Origin of the sequence: Thalassovita sp., assembly GCF_965218685.1 — a bacterium.
Taxonomy (GTDB): Bacteria; Pseudomonadota; Alphaproteobacteria; order Rhodobacterales; family Rhodobacteraceae; genus Thalassobius.
The window spans coordinates 482,409-501,547 of record NZ_OZ244657.1 but is presented as its reverse complement, the minus strand read 5'-3'; the positions used below and the strand labels follow the sequence as shown (position 1 = coordinate 501,547).

18 protein-coding genes, 1 tRNA gene and 1 pseudogene are annotated in these 19,139 nt (G+C 59.6%); 6 read left to right on the top strand and 14 right to left on the bottom strand.

What is annotated here, in order from left to right; translation table 11 throughout:
* Positions 1-46: 46 nt before the first annotated feature.
* Positions 47-1,492 carry a tetratricopeptide repeat protein gene (locus ACOQOQ_RS02725; protein ID WP_420568615.1) on the top strand — a complete coding sequence of 482 codons (1,446 nt, stop codon included), beginning with the start codon at positions 47-49 and terminating at the stop codon, positions 1,490-1,492.
* Between the two features lie 30 nt (positions 1,493-1,522).
* Here the strand turns inward: ACOQOQ_RS02725 and ACOQOQ_RS02720 are convergent, their stop codons facing one another.
* From ACOQOQ_RS02720 to ACOQOQ_RS02710, 3 genes are all read right to left on the bottom strand, one after another.
* Positions 1,523-2,701: a nucleotide sugar dehydrogenase gene (locus tag ACOQOQ_RS02720; protein ID WP_420568614.1), complete on the bottom strand. Its 1,179-nt coding sequence runs from the start codon at positions 2,699-2,701 to the stop codon at positions 1,523-1,525.
* A 31-nt stretch (positions 2,702-2,732) separates the two neighbouring features.
* Positions 2,733-3,659, bottom strand: a complete 927-nt coding sequence (gene galU / locus ACOQOQ_RS02715; RefSeq protein ID WP_420568613.1) for a UTP--glucose-1-phosphate uridylyltransferase GalU — start codon at positions 3,657-3,659, stop codon at positions 2,733-2,735.
* 189 nt (positions 3,660-3,848) lie between these two features.
* Positions 3,849-4,100 carry a hypothetical protein gene (locus tag ACOQOQ_RS02710; protein WP_420568612.1) on the bottom strand — a complete coding sequence of 84 codons (252 nt, stop codon included), beginning with the start codon at positions 4,098-4,100 and terminating at the stop codon, positions 3,849-3,851.
* Between the two features lie 46 nt (positions 4,101-4,146).
* Between ACOQOQ_RS02710 and ACOQOQ_RS02705 the strand changes: the two genes are divergently transcribed.
* The 5 genes and pseudogenes from ACOQOQ_RS02705 (at position 4,147) to argE (ending at position 9,080) form a co-directional block, all read left to right on the top strand.
* Complete coding sequence (locus ACOQOQ_RS02705) at positions 4,147-4,527, top strand: GDP-mannose 4,6-dehydratase (protein WP_420568611.1); 381 nt, start codon at positions 4,147-4,149, stop codon at positions 4,525-4,527.
* Positions 4,528-4,606: 79 nt separating this feature from the next.
* A protein-coding gene (locus ACOQOQ_RS02700; RefSeq protein ID WP_420566748.1) for an IS3 family transposase occupies positions 4,607-5,949 on the top strand; the annotation gives its coding sequence in 2 pieces (ribosomal slippage) (positions 4,607-4,934 and positions 4,934-5,949; 1,344 coding nt in all).
* Between the two features lie 74 nt (positions 5,950-6,023).
* Positions 6,024-6,728 (top strand): annotated as a pseudogene (locus ACOQOQ_RS02695) (aminotransferase class III-fold pyridoxal phosphate-dependent enzyme); the annotation flags it as partial.
* Positions 6,729-6,740: 12 nt separating this feature from the next.
* Positions 6,741-7,925 (top strand): M24 family metallopeptidase, encoded by a 1,185-nt coding sequence (locus tag ACOQOQ_RS02690; RefSeq protein ID WP_420568610.1) that lies wholly within the window; start codon positions 6,741-6,743, stop codon positions 7,923-7,925.
* A gap of 3 nt (positions 7,926-7,928) precedes the next feature.
* Positions 7,929-9,080 carry an acetylornithine deacetylase gene (gene argE, locus ACOQOQ_RS02685; RefSeq protein WP_420568609.1) on the top strand — a complete coding sequence of 384 codons (1,152 nt, stop codon included), beginning with the start codon at positions 7,929-7,931 and terminating at the stop codon, positions 9,078-9,080.
* 11 nt (positions 9,081-9,091) lie between these two features.
* Here the strand turns inward: argE and ACOQOQ_RS02680 are convergent, their stop codons facing one another.
* The 11 genes from ACOQOQ_RS02680 to fahA form a co-directional block, all read right to left on the bottom strand.
* Entirely contained in the window at positions 9,092-9,439 is a 348-nt protein-coding gene (locus tag ACOQOQ_RS02680; RefSeq protein WP_420568608.1) for a DUF779 domain-containing protein, read from the bottom strand.
* A gap of 72 nt (positions 9,440-9,511) precedes the next feature.
* Complete coding sequence (locus tag ACOQOQ_RS02675; RefSeq protein WP_420568607.1) at positions 9,512-10,024, bottom strand: acyloxyacyl hydrolase; 513 nt, start codon at positions 10,022-10,024, stop codon at positions 9,512-9,514.
* 112 nt (positions 10,025-10,136) lie between these two features.
* A tRNA-Glu gene (locus ACOQOQ_RS02670) sits at positions 10,137-10,211 on the bottom strand.
* An 83-nt stretch (positions 10,212-10,294) separates the two neighbouring features.
* On the bottom strand, positions 10,295-11,230 hold the full coding sequence (locus ACOQOQ_RS02665) for a phosphotransferase enzyme family protein (protein ID WP_420568606.1): 936 nt from the start codon (positions 11,228-11,230) through the stop codon (positions 10,295-10,297).
* Positions 11,227-12,516, bottom strand: a complete 1,290-nt coding sequence (locus tag ACOQOQ_RS02660; protein WP_420568605.1) for an aspartate aminotransferase family protein — start codon at positions 12,514-12,516, stop codon at positions 11,227-11,229. Before ACOQOQ_RS02660 ends, ACOQOQ_RS02665 begins: the two co-directional genes overlap by 4 nt.
* A gap of 173 nt (positions 12,517-12,689) precedes the next feature.
* Positions 12,690-13,457 (bottom strand): HpcH/HpaI aldolase family protein, encoded by a 768-nt coding sequence (locus ACOQOQ_RS02655; RefSeq protein WP_420568604.1) that lies wholly within the window; start codon positions 13,455-13,457, stop codon positions 12,690-12,692.
* 1 nt (position 13,458) lies between these two features.
* A complete protein-coding gene (locus ACOQOQ_RS02650; protein ID WP_420568603.1) occupies positions 13,459-14,874 on the bottom strand; it encodes a pyridoxal phosphate-dependent decarboxylase family protein in 1,416 nt (471 codons plus the stop codon).
* 105 nt (positions 14,875-14,979) lie between these two features.
* Positions 14,980-15,171, bottom strand: a complete 192-nt coding sequence (locus tag ACOQOQ_RS02645) for a DUF2783 domain-containing protein (protein WP_420568602.1) — start codon at positions 15,169-15,171, stop codon at positions 14,980-14,982.
* Between the two features lie 5 nt (positions 15,172-15,176).
* Positions 15,177-16,799, bottom strand: coding sequence for an FAD-dependent oxidoreductase (locus ACOQOQ_RS02640; RefSeq protein ID WP_420568601.1), 1,623 nt, complete (start codon positions 16,797-16,799; stop codon positions 15,177-15,179).
* Between the two features lie 117 nt (positions 16,800-16,916).
* Positions 16,917-17,867: an MBL fold metallo-hydrolase gene (locus ACOQOQ_RS02635; protein ID WP_420568600.1), complete on the bottom strand. Its 951-nt coding sequence runs from the start codon at positions 17,865-17,867 to the stop codon at positions 16,917-16,919.
* 12 nt (positions 17,868-17,879) lie between these two features.
* Complete coding sequence (fahA, locus tag ACOQOQ_RS02630; RefSeq protein ID WP_420568599.1) at positions 17,880-19,136, bottom strand: fumarylacetoacetase; 1,257 nt, start codon at positions 19,134-19,136, stop codon at positions 17,880-17,882.
* Positions 19,137-19,139: the final 3 nt, after the last annotated feature.

Genomic DNA, 19,139 nt, shown 5'->3' with positions numbered 1-19,139 from the left:
TTGAAGCTTGTTTTGATGTTGTTTTAGGGGGGCAAAGTCGGTGCGCATGATCAATTCCCTTATGAAAAACTGGCGCGATCTGGGCGAACGCACAATCTTGGGGACGGTAAAAACTCTTCTGAGTGCTGCGCTTTTTGCTGCGGCGTCGGTGACGTTTGCCGTTCCAAACGCTCATGCTGCTCCTCGCGACATCGAGCAGGCCGAGAAGCTGATCTGGGGCAGCGATGGACAACTGGACCCTGAAAACGGAAAGCTCATACTTGAAAAGGCGGCAGCCGAAGGCGATTGGGTCGCCAAGCGGGTTTTGGGGCTGCACCTGATTTTCGGCTGGGTTTTGAACCAGGACGTGGCAGCCGGAATGAAAATGCTGGACGAAGCAGCTGATGCCGGTGATGCAGCAGCGCAAACAGCATTAGCCAGCATCTATTTGTGGGGCCTTGCCGGTGAAACCAATCTAGAAGCGGCCCGTAAAAACCTGGAAGGGGCCAGTAAGCTGGGTGACCCCGAAGCGATGCGCATTCTGGGGGAACAGCTTGTTCTGGGTGAAAAGTTCGAGCAGGACCTGGATGTAGGCCTGTCGTATCTGAAGCAGGGCATTTCCCTGAATGACCCAAAATCGGCGGTTACTCTGGGCGAGCTTTATCTTTTCGGGCGCGGCGTTCCAAGGGACCGCAGCAAAGCGCGCGAGGCGGTCGAGACCGCAGCGACGCTTGGTGACGGGCACGGCCTTGTCAAATATGGCGAGGACACGATGTGGCGCGAAATCAACGCCACGGCCGCTGAAAAGATGTTGCTGCGAGCCGCCGATATGGGCGCGACCGAGGCCTATGCAATTCTGGCCGAAGGCGCGATGTACGGGTATTTGGGCGGCGGGTCCGTTTCGCGCCGGAAATATGCGGGCTATGCCGAAAAAGCGACCGAAGCCGAAGACGGCCGCGTTCCCCTGCTCGAGGCAGAGCGCAGCATGTGGGGGATCGGAAAGCGAGCCAGTGGTCCGGCGGCGCTTGCCGGTTTGACGCTTGCCGCTGACAAGGGAAACGAACTGGCAGCGATGTATCTGATCGCGCTGCAACGAGATGGGAACAGGTATAATGTTCGCCGGTCGATTAGTGACGCGCAGGACTCGTTGGAAAAATATGGGCATCTGCTGAGTGACAAGCAGAAGGCCCAGTATGCCATGACCATTGATGCCTCAAAAGCCCGTACGCCAGCCGCCTATGCGCCGGTGGCAGAGGCATTTGAGGAAAGAACCGAGCTTAGATCGGTTTGGTTTGGGCGCGAAATTTTCAAGGCCAACCCGAACGTTGCGTTCTACATCCTGCAAAAACGCCTGAAGGCGCAGGGTTTGTATGCGGGGGCGCTCAATGGGTACGCAACACGGCAAACATTGCGCGCTGTTTTCAAATCCTGCATGGCCGAGCTGGACCGCAGCTTGTGCAATGACAACGTCATGCGCCGCGAGGTGATCGGCGGGCTATTGGCGCTGGATTAACATGCAGAGCGGACGCCTCGCCCTTTGGGCTTAGTCAACGCCATAGATGTCACGCGTGAAGATCAGCCCTGCGTATCCGTCAAGCTTTCGGTCCAGCCGGTTACAGACCAACAGGTCTGTCCTGTCCAGAAACTCGGAAAGATCTGCCACGATTTCCGCCCCGGGGAACAGGTTTTCCTGCAACATGGGTTCGTGGATAAGAACACGGGCGCCCTTGGCTAGAAGTTTATTGACGATGTCGTGCATCGCCGAGCTGCGCATATTGTCGGACCCCTGCTTCATCGTCAGCCGGTAAATCCCGATCGTTTCGGCAGGAATCTTAAGAATTTGGTCGGCGATGAAGGTCTTGCGGGACGAGTTCGTTTCGACAACCGCCTGAATCAGTTGGTGCGGAATGTCCTCGTAGTTGGCAAGCAGCTGCTTGGTGTCCTTGGGAAGACAATAGCCGCCATACCCAAACGAGGGGTTGTTGTAGCCGGGTCCGACCCGCGGATCGAGGCAAACGCCCTCGATGATTTCCTTGACGTCCAGCCCCTGGGCCAGGCTGAAGCTGTCCAGCTCGTTAAAGAACGAGATGCGTGTTGCAAGATAGGTGTTCGCGAACAGCTTGATCGCCTCGGCCTCGCTGGTGCCGGTCAGCAGGACCGCGACGTCTGGCGTCAGGCTGGCATCGCGCAGCAGTTCGGCGAACGACCGGGCCTTATCAGATTTACTGCCGACGATTATCCGGGACGGATACAGATTGTCGTAAAGCGCTTTGCCCTCGCGCAGAAATTCGGGGGAAAACGTGATGCGATCGTCGTCAAGTTGCTGCTTTTGTTTCTCTGTGAAGCCGACGGGGATGGTGGACTTGATCACAATCAGGGCGGTTTTGTTGAACTGGCGGGCCTGCTGGATGACGCTTTCGACGGCCGAAGTGTCAAAATAGTGGGTGTTTTCATCATAGTTCGTAGGAGCCGCGACGATGATGAAATCCGCACCCGCATAGGCGCTTTGGGGGTCTACCGTGCCCGTCAGGTCAAGGTGTTCCTGAGCAAAGACCTTGGCAATTTCGCTGTCTTCCACTGTGGATCGTCCAGAATTGACCTTTGCGATCCGCTCGGCATCTATATCAAGCGCCACGACATGGTGTTTTCTTGCCAACAGGACGGCCAGCGACATTCCAACATAGCCCAACCCGACAACCGCAATTTTCAGTTTTTCAGACAAAGCTTGGTCTCCTTTGATCGTAATTTGGGGTTCAAGCGCCCTGATCCGGCAGCTTGGACAGCTTTTCCTTTAGAAGAGCGCGGGCTGCGTCCCGTGTGTCGGGGCGTTCAAGTGCCTGGTCCACCAGCGCCTCGAAATAGCCAATCTTAGAGCCGCAATCATACCTTCGGTTCTGGATCTCGATGGCGTCCATTGGCGTCTGAAGCGCTTGGCGATTAATGGCGTCTGTCAATTGATATTCATTGCCCACGCCCCGTGAAATCGCGCGAAGATGGTCGAATATCTCGGCCGTGAACACATACCGCCCCACCGCAGCCAGATTGGACGGAGCGTCCTCGGGGTCAGGTTTTTCGACGATCGAGGAAAAGGGGATGACACGCTCTGTTGCGCCGTCCACGGGGGCAACGATCCCATATCGCCCGATCGTTTCGTCCGGCACGGCCATAACCGAAAGCGAGGGTTTCCCCGTGGCTTCGAAATGCTGAACCAGTTCCGTCGTGGGCCGGCGTGGTCCCGCCATGAAATCGTCTGGCAGCAACACAGCGAAAGGGTCATTGCCCACGACCGGCTCGGCACACAGAACTGCATGGCCCAGCCCCAACGCTTCGGGCTGTCGAACGAAAATGCAGTGAATATCGGGGGAAATGATGGCCCGGATCTGGCTGGCAAGCTGGTGTTTGCCGCGCTGCTCAAGCAGGTGTTCCAGTTCAGGACTGTGATCGAAATGGTCTTCGATGGCCCGCTTGGTTCGACCGGTGACAAAGACAAGCTCGGTGATGCCTGCCTCGATGGCTTCTTCGACAGCGTGCTGAATAAGCGGTGTGTCGATGATCGGCAGCAACTCTTTTGGCATTGCCTTGGTCGCGGGCAGAAAGCGCGTGCCCATGCCAGCGACTGGGAAAACTGCCTTGCGGACCTTTCTTGGTTCGAACGGGTTCTGCATTCTGGTCAATCCCATCCTGGTATTTTGGTGTTCTTGCGTTTCAATGGCTGTGATTTTTCTTTCCCGGCGATGGCGCTTGGCCTCTTCAAGCTGTCACCATAGCCCCCGGCGCCCGTCGTTGTGGTGCGCGCGTCATTCCTCCCTCTTCGGTTTCAGGTTGCTGCGGATGTGCAGCGCAACCAATGATCTAGGTCAAATGAGGAATCACCTCGTGGTATTGGGGAGTACTTCCTTGGCGGGATACGAATGCATGCGGTGCGCCCTAAGCGCGAGATTGATCGCCAGCCCCCGCTGGTTGGAGAGTGAATGGAACCAAACCAACCGCTCATGGGGGCTTTGTTTACGTTGGGTGAAGCGCCTGTCGCCGCTTTTGCCTTTTGAAATTTTTTCAGTAAAATCAACGACACGCTCTTTAGGGCGCACTTTCCTGCCAGTTGGTTTGGGCTGATTTTTCATTTTTGCCCAGTGAAGTAGGGGAGTGATTTTTTAGGGAGAGTTGTTAGTGGGGAAAAGTATTAAGGGTTTTGACCCTCGCTTCGAAGCGGCAGATCAGACCGCGAATGCATTCGCGCGTGTGGTTCTGATCACAGGAGGTGCCGGCTTTATTGGATCAAACTTAAGCCGGCGTTTGTTGGACGCAGGGGATCGCGTCATTTGTGTCGATAATCTGGAAACCGGGCGGTACGAGAATATTTCGGCCTTGATGTCGAACCCGAGTTTCAGGTTCTTCGAACATGACATCGTTGAACCGTTCAGCATTTCCGGAAGGATCGACCGCATTTACAATCTGGCTTGCCCGGCGTCTCCGCCGAAGTACCAGATTGATCCTGTTCACACGCTGCTAACGTCGGTCGTGGGGGCGGTGAACCTGCTGGATGTCTGACGTCAGCGCTTATGGGGCCAAATAGGGCAATTTGATAAGAGAGTGTTTCTGGCGCATCGTCACCACTGAGGAGTTGAAGATGAGAAAGACAACCAAGAGCCCGGGCGAGAAGATCGTCAAAGACATCAAACGCGCCACGCGTAAACAGTATTCCTCCGAGGAGAAGATCAGGATCGTCTTGGACGGTCTGCGTGGCGAGGACAGCATTGCAGAGCTGTGCCGCCGTGAGGGGATTTCCCAAGGGGTTTACTACAAATGGTCTAAGGACTTCATGGAGGCAGGAAAGAAGCGGCTGGCGGGCGATACAGCGCGAGCAGCGACGAGTGACGAAGTCAAAGATCTGCGCCGTGAGGCCCGTGACCTGAAGGAGGTCGTGGCTGAGCAAACGCTGGAATTGCGCCTTCTCAAAAAAAGCATGACAGGCGATGGGGGCGACCACGAATGAGGTATCCCGCATCTGAGAAACTGGAGATCATCAGGCTGGTCGAAGAAAGCCACCTGTCAGCACGTCAGACACTGGCCAAGCTCGGCATTCCGCGCACAACGTTCTACCGCTGGTACGACCGATACCTGCAACGCGGCGAAGCCGGTCTTGCGGACCAATCTCCCAAGCCAAAGCATGTCTGGAACCGCATCCCGGACGAAGTGCGGCACAAGGTCGTCAAGCTGGCGCTGAAGGAAACAGAGCTCTCGCCGCGAGAGCTGGCGGTGACGTTCACGGATACAGAAAGCTACTTTGTATCAGAGGCTTCGGTTTATCGCGTACTGAAGGCGCATGATCTGATCACCAGCCCGGCCTTCATCGTGCTCAAGGCTACAAGCGAGTTCAAAGACAAAACCACCGCCATCAACCAACTTTGGCAGACGGACTTCACTTACCTGAAAGTTCTGGGCTGGGGCTGGTTCTATCTCAGCACGATCCTGGACGACTACAGCCGTTACATCATCTCGTGGAAGCTTTGCACCAATATGAGGACGGAAGATGTGACGGACACGCTGGACCTGGCGTTACAGGCTTCGGGTTGCGATCAGGTCCACGTCGTTCACAAGCCACGACTGCTGAGTGACAACGGCTCCAGCTACGTCTCTGGCGATTTGGCCGAATGGCTGCAGGACAAGGGAATGAAGCATTCTCGCGGTGCGCCGTATCACCCCCAAACCCAAGGCAAGATTGAGCGCTGGCATCAAACCCTGAAGAACCGCATCCTGCTGGAAAATTACTTCTTGCCCGGCGATCTCGAAACCCAGATCGGTGCCTTCGTCGATCACTACAACCATCAGCGCTACCATGAGAGCCTGAACAACGTCACGCCGTCCGACGTCTACTTCGGGCGCTCACAAGCCATTCTAAACCAAAGAGAAAGGATCAAACGAAACACGCTCGAAGCGCGACGCTTGCATCACAGAAAACACGCCGCATAATCAAACCAACCAGATGAGCCAAACTCTCACTCAGTTTAGGCCCGCTTTGGCTCCAAAAACCCTGACGACGTACAGTCGGCGAACCGGTTCTGGGCACCGGGGGCATCGTGCCGCCACCCGCGGGATATTGGCCCGCTATTCAGGCCGTTCTGGAAAAACATGATATCCTGTTGGTCGCGGACGAAGTGGTCACGGGGTTTGGCCGTTTGGGCTCGATGTTCGGCTCGGATCACTATGGGATGCGGCCGGATTTGATCACCATCGCCAAGGGGCTGACCTCGGCCTATGCGCCTTTGTCAGGCTCGATCGTGTCGGACAAGATGTGGGCGGTACTTGAACGCGGAACGGACGAAAACGGCCCTATCGGCCACGGCTGGACCTATTCCGCCCATCCGATCGGCGCGGCGGCGGGGGTCGCCAATCTAAAGCTGCTGGACGATCTGAACCTGGTGGAAAACGCGGGCTCGGTGGGGGCCTATCTGAACCAAACCATGGCCCAGGCCCTGTCCGACCACCCCAATGTCGGCGACATCCGCGGTGAGGGAATGCTGAGCGCGGTGGAATTCGTGGCCGACAAGGACAGCCGCACCTTCTTTGATGCGGGCGAGAAGATCGGACCGCAGATTGCCGCCAAATTGTTAGAGCAGGACAGCGTCATCGGGCGCGCCATGCCACAGGGGGACATCCTTGGGTTCGCTCCGCCTTTCTGTCTGACCAAGGCCGAGGCCGACCGAGTGGTCGCTGCCACCCTGCGCGCCGTTCAGGCCGTTTTGCCTTAAGGAGGGCGACAGATGACAAAGACCAAAGCTCCGTTCAGTTCAGCCGAATACCAGCGCCGCCTGTCCAAGACGCGGGCAGCGATGGAAAAGGCCGGGCTGGATGCCCTTTTCGTCACCGACCCTTCGAACCAGGCGTGGCTGACGGGCTATGACGGTTGGTCTTTTTATGTCCATCAGGGCGTGATCGTGACCAAAGAGGGCGAACCGATTTGGTGGGGCCGCCACATGGACATGATGGGCGGACGCCGCACCTGCTGGATGGATCACGCTAACATCCTTGGGTATGGCGACCAGTTCGTGCAGTCCACCGAGATCCACCCGATGCAGGACCTGGCGCAGCAACTGAAGCAGCGGGGCCTTGGCGCATCGCGGATCGGTGTGGAAATGGAGAACTACTATTACTCCGCCAAAGCTCATTCTGTTCTTTGCGAAGAATTGCCGGACGCAAGGCTGGTTGATGCGACAGCCCTTGTGAACTGGCAGCGTCTGGTAAAATCGGACGAAGAGCTGGGCTTTATCCGAAAGGCTGCGGGCATCAGCGAAAAGGTCATGCAAACCGCGATCGAACGCGCGGTGCCCGGCGTGCGAAAAAATGATCTGGTGGCTGATATCATGAAAGCCGGGATCGAGGGGGTGGGCGACGATTGGGGGGATTACCCTGCGATTGTGCCATTGACCCCCTCGGGGCTGGACGCGACTGCGGCGCATTTGACGTGGGATGGCACCCCCATGCGCAAGGGCGAGGCGACCTTTTTCGAGTTGTCAGGCTGCTACCGCCGCTATCACGCGCCCATTTGCCGGACGGTGTTTCTGGGCACGCCCGGCGACGACATGCTGCGCGCCGAAACCGCGCAGCTTGAGGGGATCGAGGCTGGTCTAAACGCTGCCCGCGCCGGCAATCGCACCTGCGACATAGCCAATGCCTTCATGGCGGTTCTGGCCAGGTACGGCATCGAAAGGTCGGGGCGGATGGGCTATCCCGTGGGCCTTAGCTATCCCCCGGATTGGGGCGAGCGAACCGCGTCTATCCGGGCCGAGGATGAAACGGTGCTGCAGCCCGGCATGGTCTTTCACTTCATGCCGGCGCTGTGGATGGACAGCTGGGGGCTGGAAACGACCGAGACCATCCTGATCCGCGAAGATGGCCCCGCCCAGCTCTTGTGTGAGTTCGAGCGTAAACTGTTCGTCAAAGGATAACCCATGCTGGAGCAGACAAAACGCATCCTGTCTGACCTGATCGCCTTTCCGACGGTCTCGGCCGATAGCAATCTTGAGATGATCGCCTATCTGGCGAGCTATTTGCAGGATTGCGGTGCCGAGGTCGAGGTTCTGGCCGATGACACCGGCCAGAAGGCCAACCTGTTCGCAACATTGGGGCCAAAGGTGGACGGAGGCATCGTTCTGTCCGGTCATAGCGACGTTGTCCCTGTCACTGATCAAGAGTGGCGCTCGGATCCGTTCATGCTGGACGAGCGGGACGGGCGCCTTTACGGCCGGGGTACCTGTGACATGAAAGGGTTTATCGCGGCCGCGATCGCCATGGCCCCCGTGTTCGCCCGGCGGGTATCGGACAGGCCGGTGCATTTTGCCTTCACCTATGACGAAGAAACGGGCTGCGCCGGGGCCGCCCATCTGGTGCAGGCACTGAAGCAACGTGACATCTCTCCGCGCTTGGCGATCATTGGCGAGCCGACCGAGATGCGGATCATCGAGGGCCACAAGGGGTGCTACGAATACAGCACGCATTTTCAGGGCCTCGAAGGGCACGGCTCGGCCCCCGATCAGGGTGTGAACGCGGTGGAATACGCGGTGCGCTTCACTTCGCGCTTGCTGGAACTGAAGACCCAGCTGACCACCATGGCACCGCCCAATTCCAGGTTTCAACCGCCATGGACCACGGTCAATGTGGGCGCGCTACATGGCGGCAGCGTTCACAACATCATTGCCCCCAAAGCGCAGGTCGATTGGGAAATGCGCCCCGTGCAGGATAGTGACGCGAGCTTTGTCAAAAAGGCCCTGCATGTCTTTTGCCAGGACGAGCTTCTGCCCGCGATGCGCCGGGTGTTCCCGCAGGCGCAGATCGAAACCGAGGTAATAGGCGAGGTCGTCGGCCTGACGCCCGAAGACAGCAACGAGGCACGCAGGTTGCTGATGCAGCTGACCGGCGCGAACCGCGCTGATCTGGTGGCCTTCGGCACCGAGGCCGGCCTGTTTCAATCGCTGGGGATGGACGTGGTGGTTTGCGGTCCCGGCTCGATAGCACAAGCGCACAAGGCCGACGAGTTTATCGCGCTGGACCAACTGGCCGAATGCCTTGAGCTGCTGGACAAGCTGAGCCTGAAACTTGGGTGACGCTTGCCGCGTTAGCTGTCCGTCGAAAGAATGCGCGCCCGGGTGACGAAATGCTTATCGCGGCCGTTATCCAGGCTGAAGCCGTTGCCGCTTCCGGTGCCGGTATCCAGGATCAGTTGCGAGTTTTCCCACAGCGTCGCAATCGTGCGCGAGGCCCAGATCTGGGTGCCGTCCACCTCGCCCAGCTGCACATCGCCCGACCCGATATAAGCATCGCCCTTGCGGTAAACCATCGGCCCGGAACCGTCGCAGCACCCGGCGGACATCTGAAACACCACGTCACCATGTTCGGCGCGCAGTTCAGCCAGCAGCGCGACGGCCGCAGGGGTTGCGATGACTTTTTCCAGTTGCTCTGACATGTGATGCTCTGCCGTGATCCGTTTAGGTCACAGTACTGCAGGCGGGCGCTCAGCCAAGCGCGACCAAGGTCGTTACCGTAGTGGGAAACTGGCGCGCAGCTGGATGGTCTCAAGGCCTGGGTTGATGCGCCCGGTGTCCGCGTTGGACCGGTGATCATAGGACAGACCGATACGCACGCCGCTGGCGGTCTCGAAACCGATCTCGGCACCCGAGCGGAACTCGATCGCAGAGCCTAGATCAGGGCCTTCACCCTTGCCGTAAACCCCGGGCATAAGGTGCAGCTGCACATACCCGCGATCCTGGGCAAAGCTGTAGGTCCAGCTGGAGCCCGCGCCGAACCAGACGCTGCCTTCATCGGTGACCGAGACACCCAAGGCGGGCTGGAAGGGCCCGAATTTCTTGGGCAGGTCATAGCGCAGGTACACCTCGTTCGCGATGCGGTTGCCCTGAAATTCGACCTCGCCGGCGGAAACAGCGATCCGCGCGTCCAAAGGCGACGTGGCCAGACAGCCGTCATCGCAGTAATTCATGGTCATGTCGGTCAAGCCTGCCACGAGGAACAGGGTTGCAAGTGTGCCGTCCATGCTGGTCTCCGTCCTTGATGACAGATGGCTACACCACATGTGGCCTGATGTCACCTGCGGCACGCAGACCGGCGGTGCGATTGTGACATTTCAGATGGAACGAGCGGGAAAGTGGTACTCCGTAGGGGAATCGAACCCCTCTTTCCAGGTTGAAAACCTGGCGTCCTAACCGATAGACGAACGGAGCACTCTAGGTGTGAGCGCGCTTTTAGGAAAAGCCGTGCGGCGCTGCAAGCGGCAAATGATGTTCCGGCACATTTTCTTTGCGACCTAGTCAGCCAGGAAAGCCCGTGCCAATGGAACCGCCGTGCGAACAGCCAGTAACGAGCGTGCCCGCCCGCCGGGTTCGTTTCTGCGCGGGATGATCCATCCGGGATAAGTCAGGGCGCGCAACAGGATGAAGAAATCCATGATCTTGGGGTCAAACGTGGCGCGCTGGGCATAACCGTCCAGCAGGGCCCCGCGCAGTACGTCATAGTCAGCATGGCCCAAAAAGCGCATCAGAAAGGTCGCCAGTTCAAACGCCCGAAAGCCCCAGCCGCCGTCGTCAAAATCGATTAATCCCACCCGGCTGCCCTCTGTCAGCACATTCTCGGTGATGATGTCAGCATGGATCAGGCCAAAGTCCAGTTCAGCGCGCAGCCTGTCCAGCATTTCATGGGCCTTGTCGCGGGTGTGCCGCAGCAGCTCTGCCTCGTCCGGCGTCAGGTCGGGGTTTTCCCAGAACGGGCCCCACAGGGGGTGCGGGCCCAGCAGACCGTCCAGATCCCACGATGGGCGCGAGAACCCAGCCGGAGGTGTCCAGTCGTCCGTGATCTCGTGCATCCGGGCCAGAGCACGTCCCAGCGCGCGGGCGAAATTCGGTGGGTCATCCACGTCCAGCCGGTCCCCGCTGCCTGATGGCGCACCGGGCATCCAGGACAGCAGACTAACAGGGATGTCGCCGACCATGTCAATCAGGGTGCCAGCCAGTGTGGGTTCGGGCAGGGGGACGTCCATGCCGTTCAGCGCCAGAACCTCCATCCACTGCAGCTCGGACAGCAGTTCGGTCTTGGTGCGGTATCCCGGCCGGTGCAGGCGCAGGGCATAGGCCATACCGTTTTTGTGGGCTTTGTAGACGGTATTTTCGCGCCGTGCGGCCAGGGTCAGGTTCTGCGCCGAGATGCCCCATAATGCGGCGGCCTGAATAGCTGTCGTGTTGCTCATGCGGTGGCCCGGGCCTGGCCCAGAACTTCGTCCAAGGCCGAGATCATCTGGTCCACATTTTCACGGGTAAACACCATCGGAGGACGCATCTTCAACACGTTTCCATGACGACCAAGAAAGTTCAGCAGCACCCCGCGCTGGCGCATTTCATTGGCAACTTGCTTGGTAAAGAGGGGCGCTGGAATTTTCTGGGCGCGGTCCACAACCATCTCGGCGCCAAAGAACAGGCCCGCGCCGCGTACGTCGCCGATACAGTCATGCTGCGCGGCCAGTTCCTGCAGACAGGTCTTGGCATAGGCGCCAACCTGGGCGGCGTTCTGCTGCAGCCCTTCACCCTCGATCACTTCCAGCGTGGCCAGGCAAGCGGCCATCGACACGGGGTTACCGCCGAAAGTGTTGAAATAGCCAAAAGCGTTGCGGAAGGCCGCCATGGTGTCGTGCCCGGCGATCACCGCGCCAACCGGGTGACCGTTGGCCATAGGTTTGCCGATGGTGGCGATTTCTGGCGTAAAGCCTATCCGCTCGTGCCCCCAGAAATGCGAGCCCAAACGGCCGAAGCCGGGTTGCACCTCGTCGGCGATGATGATGCCTCCGGCGTCGCGAACGGCTTTGATCGCGGGGGCCAGCCAGCCCTTTGGCAGATCGGGAAAGCCTTCGTTGGCGAAAAACGGGCAGATCACCAGCGCCGAAACGCCGTGGCCCTTTTCCTGCAGCACGTCGATTCGAGCCTGCACCTCGGCTGCGAAGGCATGCGCATGCGCCATCCCCGCCTGACCACCCAACGGGCGATAGCTGTCGGGCGCGGGGACGAAGGCCATATTGTCCCAATAGCCGCCGATGGGGGGTTTGGTGCGGCTAAGCTGGCTGACCGCCAGAGTATTGCCGTGATAGGTGAAATCGGTGGCGATGATCCCGGTGTTGCCGGTGACTGCCTGCGCCATCCTAAGCGCAACGTCATTCGCCTCGGATCCGGTGCAGGTCATCAGCATCGTGTCCAGGCTGTCGTCAAAAGTGGCCGTCAAACGCTCGGCATAGTCGACGATCCCATCGTGCAGATAGCGCGTGTGCGTATTCAGCGTGGCGGCCTGATCGCAGATTGCCTGCACGACCTTGGGGTGACAATGCCCCACATGAGGGACATTGTTATAGCAATCCAGATATTTGCGCCCATCGACGTCCCACAGGTATTGGCCTTGCCCTTTGACCAGATGCACGGGCTGTTCGTAAAAAGTGGGCAGGTTTGGCCCCAGAAGGCGCGCGCGTTTCTGGACAAGGGTTTCGGTCATAACTGTATCCAGGCTGTTGTAAGGTCCACCTATTTATCAGACGCATGTAGCGATTTGTCATGCCCATTGCTGGATTATTTGACCTTGCCCAAAGCAATGTGTGATCCGCGCCACCATAGGCGCTCGCATACGCCGTGCCCGCCGGTTTGCAGGCACCAAGAAGAGCGCGGGCCTTAACCTTTCCAATGGGCGGCTTTGGCGCGCGCGGCCTGCGCCAGCATTACCACGTCCAGACCCACGGCCAGGAACTGAGCGCCCCAATCGCGATACTCGGCCGCGACTTTGTCATCCGGGGACAGAATGCCTGCTGCCTTGTCCGAGGCCGCGATCCGCCCCAGCAGATCCCTGATCATCGCACGGACTTCAGGATGAGCCGCGTTGCCAGGGTGCCCCATATCAGCGGCCAGATCTGCGGGGCCGATGAAGACACCGTCAATATTGTCCACTGCCAGTATGTCGTCCAGCGCCGCGACGCCCTTGCGGCTTTCGACCTGGACCAGCAGGCAGACCTCTTGATTGGCGACCTTCACGTAATCGGCGATCCCTCCGAAGCGCGATGCGCGAGCCATGGTGGCTCCGACACCACGGATGCCCTCGGGGGGGTAACGCATGGCGCGGACCAGCTGCGCTGCCTGAGCGCCGCTTTCGACCATGGGCACCAGAACGGTTTGGGCACCGGCGTCCAGCACTTGTTTGATCAGCCAATCCTCGCCAACAGGGACACGAACCACGGGATGAGACGCGGACCCCTGCAACGCCTGCAGCTGCGCCATGATCGAACGGATGTCATTGGCGGCGTGCTCTCCGTCGATGACCAGCCAGTCGAAGCCAGCAGTGCCCATCACCTCGATCGCAAAGGGATCGGCAAAGCCGGACCAACAACCGTATTGCATTTTACCGTCGGAAAGAGCGGCCTTGAACGGGTTCTTGATGGCAGGCATGTCAGGTGTCCTTCAGGGATTTGGCGGTTTCGATGATCACGTCAAAGGCGAACTGGATATCTTCAGCCGTGCAGTCGAATTGACCGGCCTGAAAACGGATGACCTGTTTGCCTTGCGTACGGGTTTGGGTCAGGTAGATGCGGCCTTCGTCATTGATGGCGTTCAGCAGGTTCATCGTGGCCTGATCGGCATCCTGTCCTTCGGGTGTGAAGCGGAAGGTGAACAGGGACAGAACGGGTTCGGTTACGATCTCAAAATCCGGGGCGGCGCGCAGTTTCTCAGCCAGATCCTGTGACCAGTTCACATGGTTGCGGATCATCTGCCGCAGACCATCCAAGCCGTAGGCGCGGATCATGAACCACAGTTTCAGTGCACGGAAACGGCGCCCCAGGGGGACGCTCCATTCCGAGTAGTTGATGATCCCGTCAGCGCCGTGGGTTTTCAGGTATTCAGGCTGGATGGCCAGAGTCTGTGTCAGCGCCTCGGGAGATTTGACGAAATGAGCGGACAGGTCGAATTGCGTCCCCAGCCATTTATGCGGGTTGAAGACGATGGAATCGGCTTGGTTCACGCCCTCCCACAGATCGCGGTACTCGGGGCAGATCATGGCCGAGCCCGCCCAAGCAGCGTCTACATGGGTATAGATGTTGTATTTCTGCGCGACGGCGCAGGTTGCGGCAATGTCATCACACGCGCCCGTGCCGGTGCCGCCCACGCAGGCGACGATGCCAGCGGGCAGATATCCAGCATCCAGATCGGCCTTGATTTGCGCCTCAAGTGCTTTGATGTTCATCGAGCGCAGCGGGCCTTGGGTGGGGATGCGCACCAGGTTGGCCTGGCCGATACCGGCAACCCAAATGGCGCGATCCACCGAGGTGTGCACCTCGTCCGAGCAATAGATTCGCAGCGGTTTCTGGCCCGGCAGACCGCTGGCGTTGCCATCCCAGTTCAGCGCGCGTTCCCGCATCACCAGCACCGCAGCCAGCGTGGCCGAGGATGCCGAATCCTGGATGACACCGGAAAACCCGTCAGGCAGGCCCAGCCCCTGGCGTAGCCAGTCCATCATGCGGGTCTCCATCTCGGTCGCGGCGGGCGAGGTCTGCCACAGCATGCATTGCGGCGCCATCGCGGTGACCAGGTTGTCGGCCAGAACCGCGGCGGGCGAGGCGTTCGACGGGAAATAGGCGAAAAAGCGGGGATGCTGCCAGTGGGTGATGCCCGGCATGACGATCCGCTCGAAATCGGCGATCACATCCTCGATAGGTTGCGCTTGGTCCGGAGGGCTGACCGGCAAGGCGTTCAGCACGTCCCCGGGTTGCGTCTGGGCGCGCACGGGGCGGTTGCGCAGGCCAGCGTGATAATTCGCGGCCCAGTCGGCTGCCCACTTACCCCATTTGGGAAATTCGCTCCACTTCATCTGACCCTCCTCTGTTCGCTTAACATGTTAAATAACAGAAAGCGAAACACCCCGGCAAGGAAATTCCATCACCGGGGTGTTGAAAGGTCAAGCAGGCAGGCGTGCTCAGGCGTCCTTGGCGGCCTGCATCGCGGCGCTTAGCACCGCGCGGTCACCTACGTGGTTGGCCAGGATAAGCACCAGGCGCGCGTTCAAAGCGTTGCTGTCTGCGTCGCTCAGGCCCTCGTGGGTGGCTATCAGTTCAGCATAGAAATCATCTACGCCGTCGATGTTCGGGGTCAGGATCAGATCGGACATCAGGCTTACTCCTTACCGATGGCGCGGCGCAGAGCAGCGCGGATTTTGGTTTCGTCATAGCTGTCAAAGCGCGCGGCAACGTGCTGGTCCGGTCGGATCAGGTAGACGGCCTGACTGGCCTCGCCCAGATAGCGTTCGGCCAAGGCGCCGGTGGCATCGTCCTTGGTCGACAAGGCCAGACGTTTGATCGAGACACCGTCTGCGTCCAACGCATCGGGCGCATCTGCGTCGATGGTCAGCAGAATGAACTCGTTGCCCAGTTTGGACAGCAGGAATTCATCCCCCAGCGGCGCGTCGGGGCAGGGCGATCCGGGCCGCGTGCGCTCGGGGCCGTTCAGCGCGTCCGGGGTATTCAGCGGCGAGCCATCATAGGTGCAAGGCACCGACAGGCGCCCCGAGTTCACCATGGGACGGGCGAATTCGTACTTCTCGGACAGGTTCAGCACCGCGTCGCGCAGCAGCTTGGACATACCGGATTTCGGGGTGATGAAATCGGTGGAGCGGGTCGAGTTCAGGATGTTTTCATCCGCGCCGTGGATACGCTCGTTGTTGTATGTGTCCAGCAGGCTGTCGGGGGCTTGGCCGTTGATCACCAGGCCCAGTTTCCAGCCCAGGTTATCGACGTCCTGCATGCCCGAGTTGGCCCCACGCGCACCGAAGGGTGACACCTGGTGCGCGGCATCGCCAGCAAAGAACACGCGGCCGTGGCGGAAACTGTCCATGCGCTTGCACTGGAACGTGTAAATCGAAGACCAGACCATGTCATATTCGACACCACCCAGGAAGGCATCCAGACGGCGACGGATGTTTTCTTCTTTCATCTCTTCCTTGCGGTCGACATCCCAACCGATCTGGAAGTCCACGCGCCAGACGTCATCGGGCTGTTTGTGCAGCAGCATCGAGGCGCCCTCGCCATGGCTGGGCTCGAACCAGAACCAGCGCTCGGTCGGGAAATCCACGTCGCCCTTCATCTTGATGTCGGCAATCAGGAAACTGTCCTGGAACACTTTGCCGGTGAAGTCATAGCCCAGCATCTCGCGCAGGGGCGAGCTGGCGCCGTCACAACCGATCAGCCAGTCGGCCTCGATCTTATAGGGGCCATCCGGTGTGGAAACCTCCAGCACTACATGGTCGTCTTTGACCTCGACATTGTCGATGCGGTTCTTGCCGCGAATTTCAATCGGCGCGCCCTGAGCTTGCAGCTCGCGCAGGCGTTCGATCTGGAAACTTTCATAGTAGGGCTGCTGCAGATTGATAAAGGCAGGGTACTTATGGCCCTGTTCCGGCAGCAGGTTGAATTCAAAGACCTTGTCGTCCTTGTGGAACACTTTGCCCAGGTTCCAGACAACACCCTTGTCCAGCATCGGCTCGCCGCAACCATAACGGTCGGCGATTTCCAGACAGCGTTTGGCGAAACAGATCGCACGGCTGCCCATGCCCACGCCTTCGTGGTCGTCCAGCACAAGAACCGGGATGCCTTGCAGGCCCAGATCCAGCGCGGTGGCGATGCCGATGGGGCCGCCGCCCATCACGACAACCGGGTGGCGGACAGCCTCGGATTTGTCCTGATCGGGTGATTTTTCGTAGGGGTACAGCCGGTAGGCCAGCGTGTATCTGTCGTCAAACATGGGTGTCTCCTCCCTGTTTTGGGTGCACTTGTAGAATGCCATGCCCTCGCATGACTTTCAGGTGGTCAGTTTTGCGTTTCGGGCTCCCCCGCACCGGCATGGGCGGGGGAAGCAGGCTTAGCCCTGCAGGGCCTCCCACATTTCCAGATCGCGCTGGGCGGTCCAGATGCGGGGGGTGTCGATGCCGCGGGCCTCGTCATAGGCGCGGGCAACGTTGAACGGCAGGCAGTGTTCGTAGATGGCGTAGTCGGCGAACTTGGGGTCACATTCCTCGCGGACGGCATCCCATGCTTCTTTCAGAGTGCCGTTGCGCGCAGCCACCCTGGCGGCGGGGCGATAGGTGCTGTCGACGAAATCACGGGTGTTTTCGATGGCGGCGTTTACCATTTCCTTGCCAACCAGAGCATCACCACGGCCGGGCGCGATGGCGTCCACGTCATAGGCTTTGATCTTGTCCAGGGTGGAACCCCAGTCGCCGAAATGCCCATCACCGCAATAGCAGGCCGAGTGGTATTCGACGATATCGCCGGTGAACATGACGTTCTGGTCGGGGACGTGAATGATGGAATCCCCAGCAGTATGCGCGCGGCCGATCTGGCGGATATCCACACGGCGGTTGCCCAGATAAACGGTCATCGAGTCGCTGAACGTCGTGGTCGGGTAGGTCAGACCGGGGATGGATTCGTGGCCTTCGAACAGACGGGGGAAGCGTTGGAATTCGCTGTCCCAGTCCTCTTGTCCGCGTTCCACTACCATCGAGCGGGCCGTGTCCGACATGATGACCTGCTGCGCCCCAAAGGCGCTGGCGCCCAGCACTCGCACAGCGTGATAGTGGGTCAGAACCACGTGGGTGATCGGCTTGTCGGTGACGCTGCGCACGCATTCAATCACCTTGTTTGCCAGGCGCGGGGTGGCCTGCGCCTCGACGATCATGACGCTGTCGTCGCCAATGATCACACCGCTGTTGGGGTCACCCTCGGCGGTGAAGGCATACAGGCCCTCGCCCACTTCGGTGAAGCTGATGGTCTTTTCGGTCATGTCCCCTTGGGACGCGAATGCTTTGGCCATTTTGGTATTCCTTTAGCGTTTATAGGGGTCATCAAGCGCGGGCAGAACGGTGCCAGTGCAGGCGCCGAATCCGATGGTGTAACCGTCGCCCTTGGCGGCGCCGTGCAGGGTCAGCGTGTCACCGTCCTCAAGGAAGCAACGCTCTTCTCCGGTGTCCAGCGTCAGCGGTTCCTTACCGCCCCAGCTGAGTTCCAGCAGCGAGCCGCGCTCGGGTTTGGTTGGCCCCGAAATGGTGCCCGAGCCCAGCAGATCGCCCACATTCATCGGGCAGCCGCTGGTGGTGTGATGTGCCAACTGCTGAGCCGCCGAGTAGTACATCATGTTATAATTGGTGCGGGTGATGGTGGTGGCCTTTTTGCCCTCAGGCGCCAGGGTCACGGACAGGTCGATGTCATACAGCATCGGGCCGCAGTCGCGCAGATGAGGCAGCAGCTCTTTCTCGCGCGCGGGGGTGTCACAACGGAACGGCTCCAGCGCGGCCTTGGTCACGATCCAGGGGCTGATGGTGGTGGCGGTCGCCTTGGCCTGGAACGGCCCCAGCGGCTGGTATTCCCAAGCCTGGATGTCACGCGCCGACCAGTCGTTCAGCAGCACATAGCCAAAGATGTTGTCGTCAGCCTCTTGCACGGTGATCGGCCCGTCAGACGAGGTGCCGACGATGGCGCCCATTTCCAGTTCCAGATCAAAGCGCGCACAGGGGGCCCAACGCGGTGCGTCATCATTCGGGCCTTTCAACTGACCCCAGGGGCGGCGCACAGCCGTGCCCGACACCACAACCGAGGACGCCCGGCCATTATACCCGATCGGAATATGCAACCAGTTGGGCGGCAAGGCATTTTCGGGGCCGCGGAACATCGTGCCCACGTTGAACGCGTGGTTCTTTCCGGCATAGAAGTCGGTGTATTCCGACACCAGAATCGGCATGTGCAGGGTCGCGTCAGCTTGCGGCACCAGCATGGATTCCACGGCGGCCTGATCGGCGCTGCCCTCGGCCAGGATTTCGGTCAGGCGGGTGCGCAGGGCGGCCCACAGCGCAGAGCCTTCTTCCATGACCTCATTCCAGAAAGGCACGTCGAACAGGGCCACGTCACTCACAGCGATCACGCCGGCCTCTTCGGCGGTCTGGCAATCCAGGATCATATCGCCGATGGCCACACCGCAACGGGGCTCCAGCTCGGCGGTTTCGAACACACCATAGGGCAGGTTGTTCAGGGGAAACGGGCTGTCTGCGCGATTGGCGCTTTCGACCCAGCTTTTCATCAATGACATTCG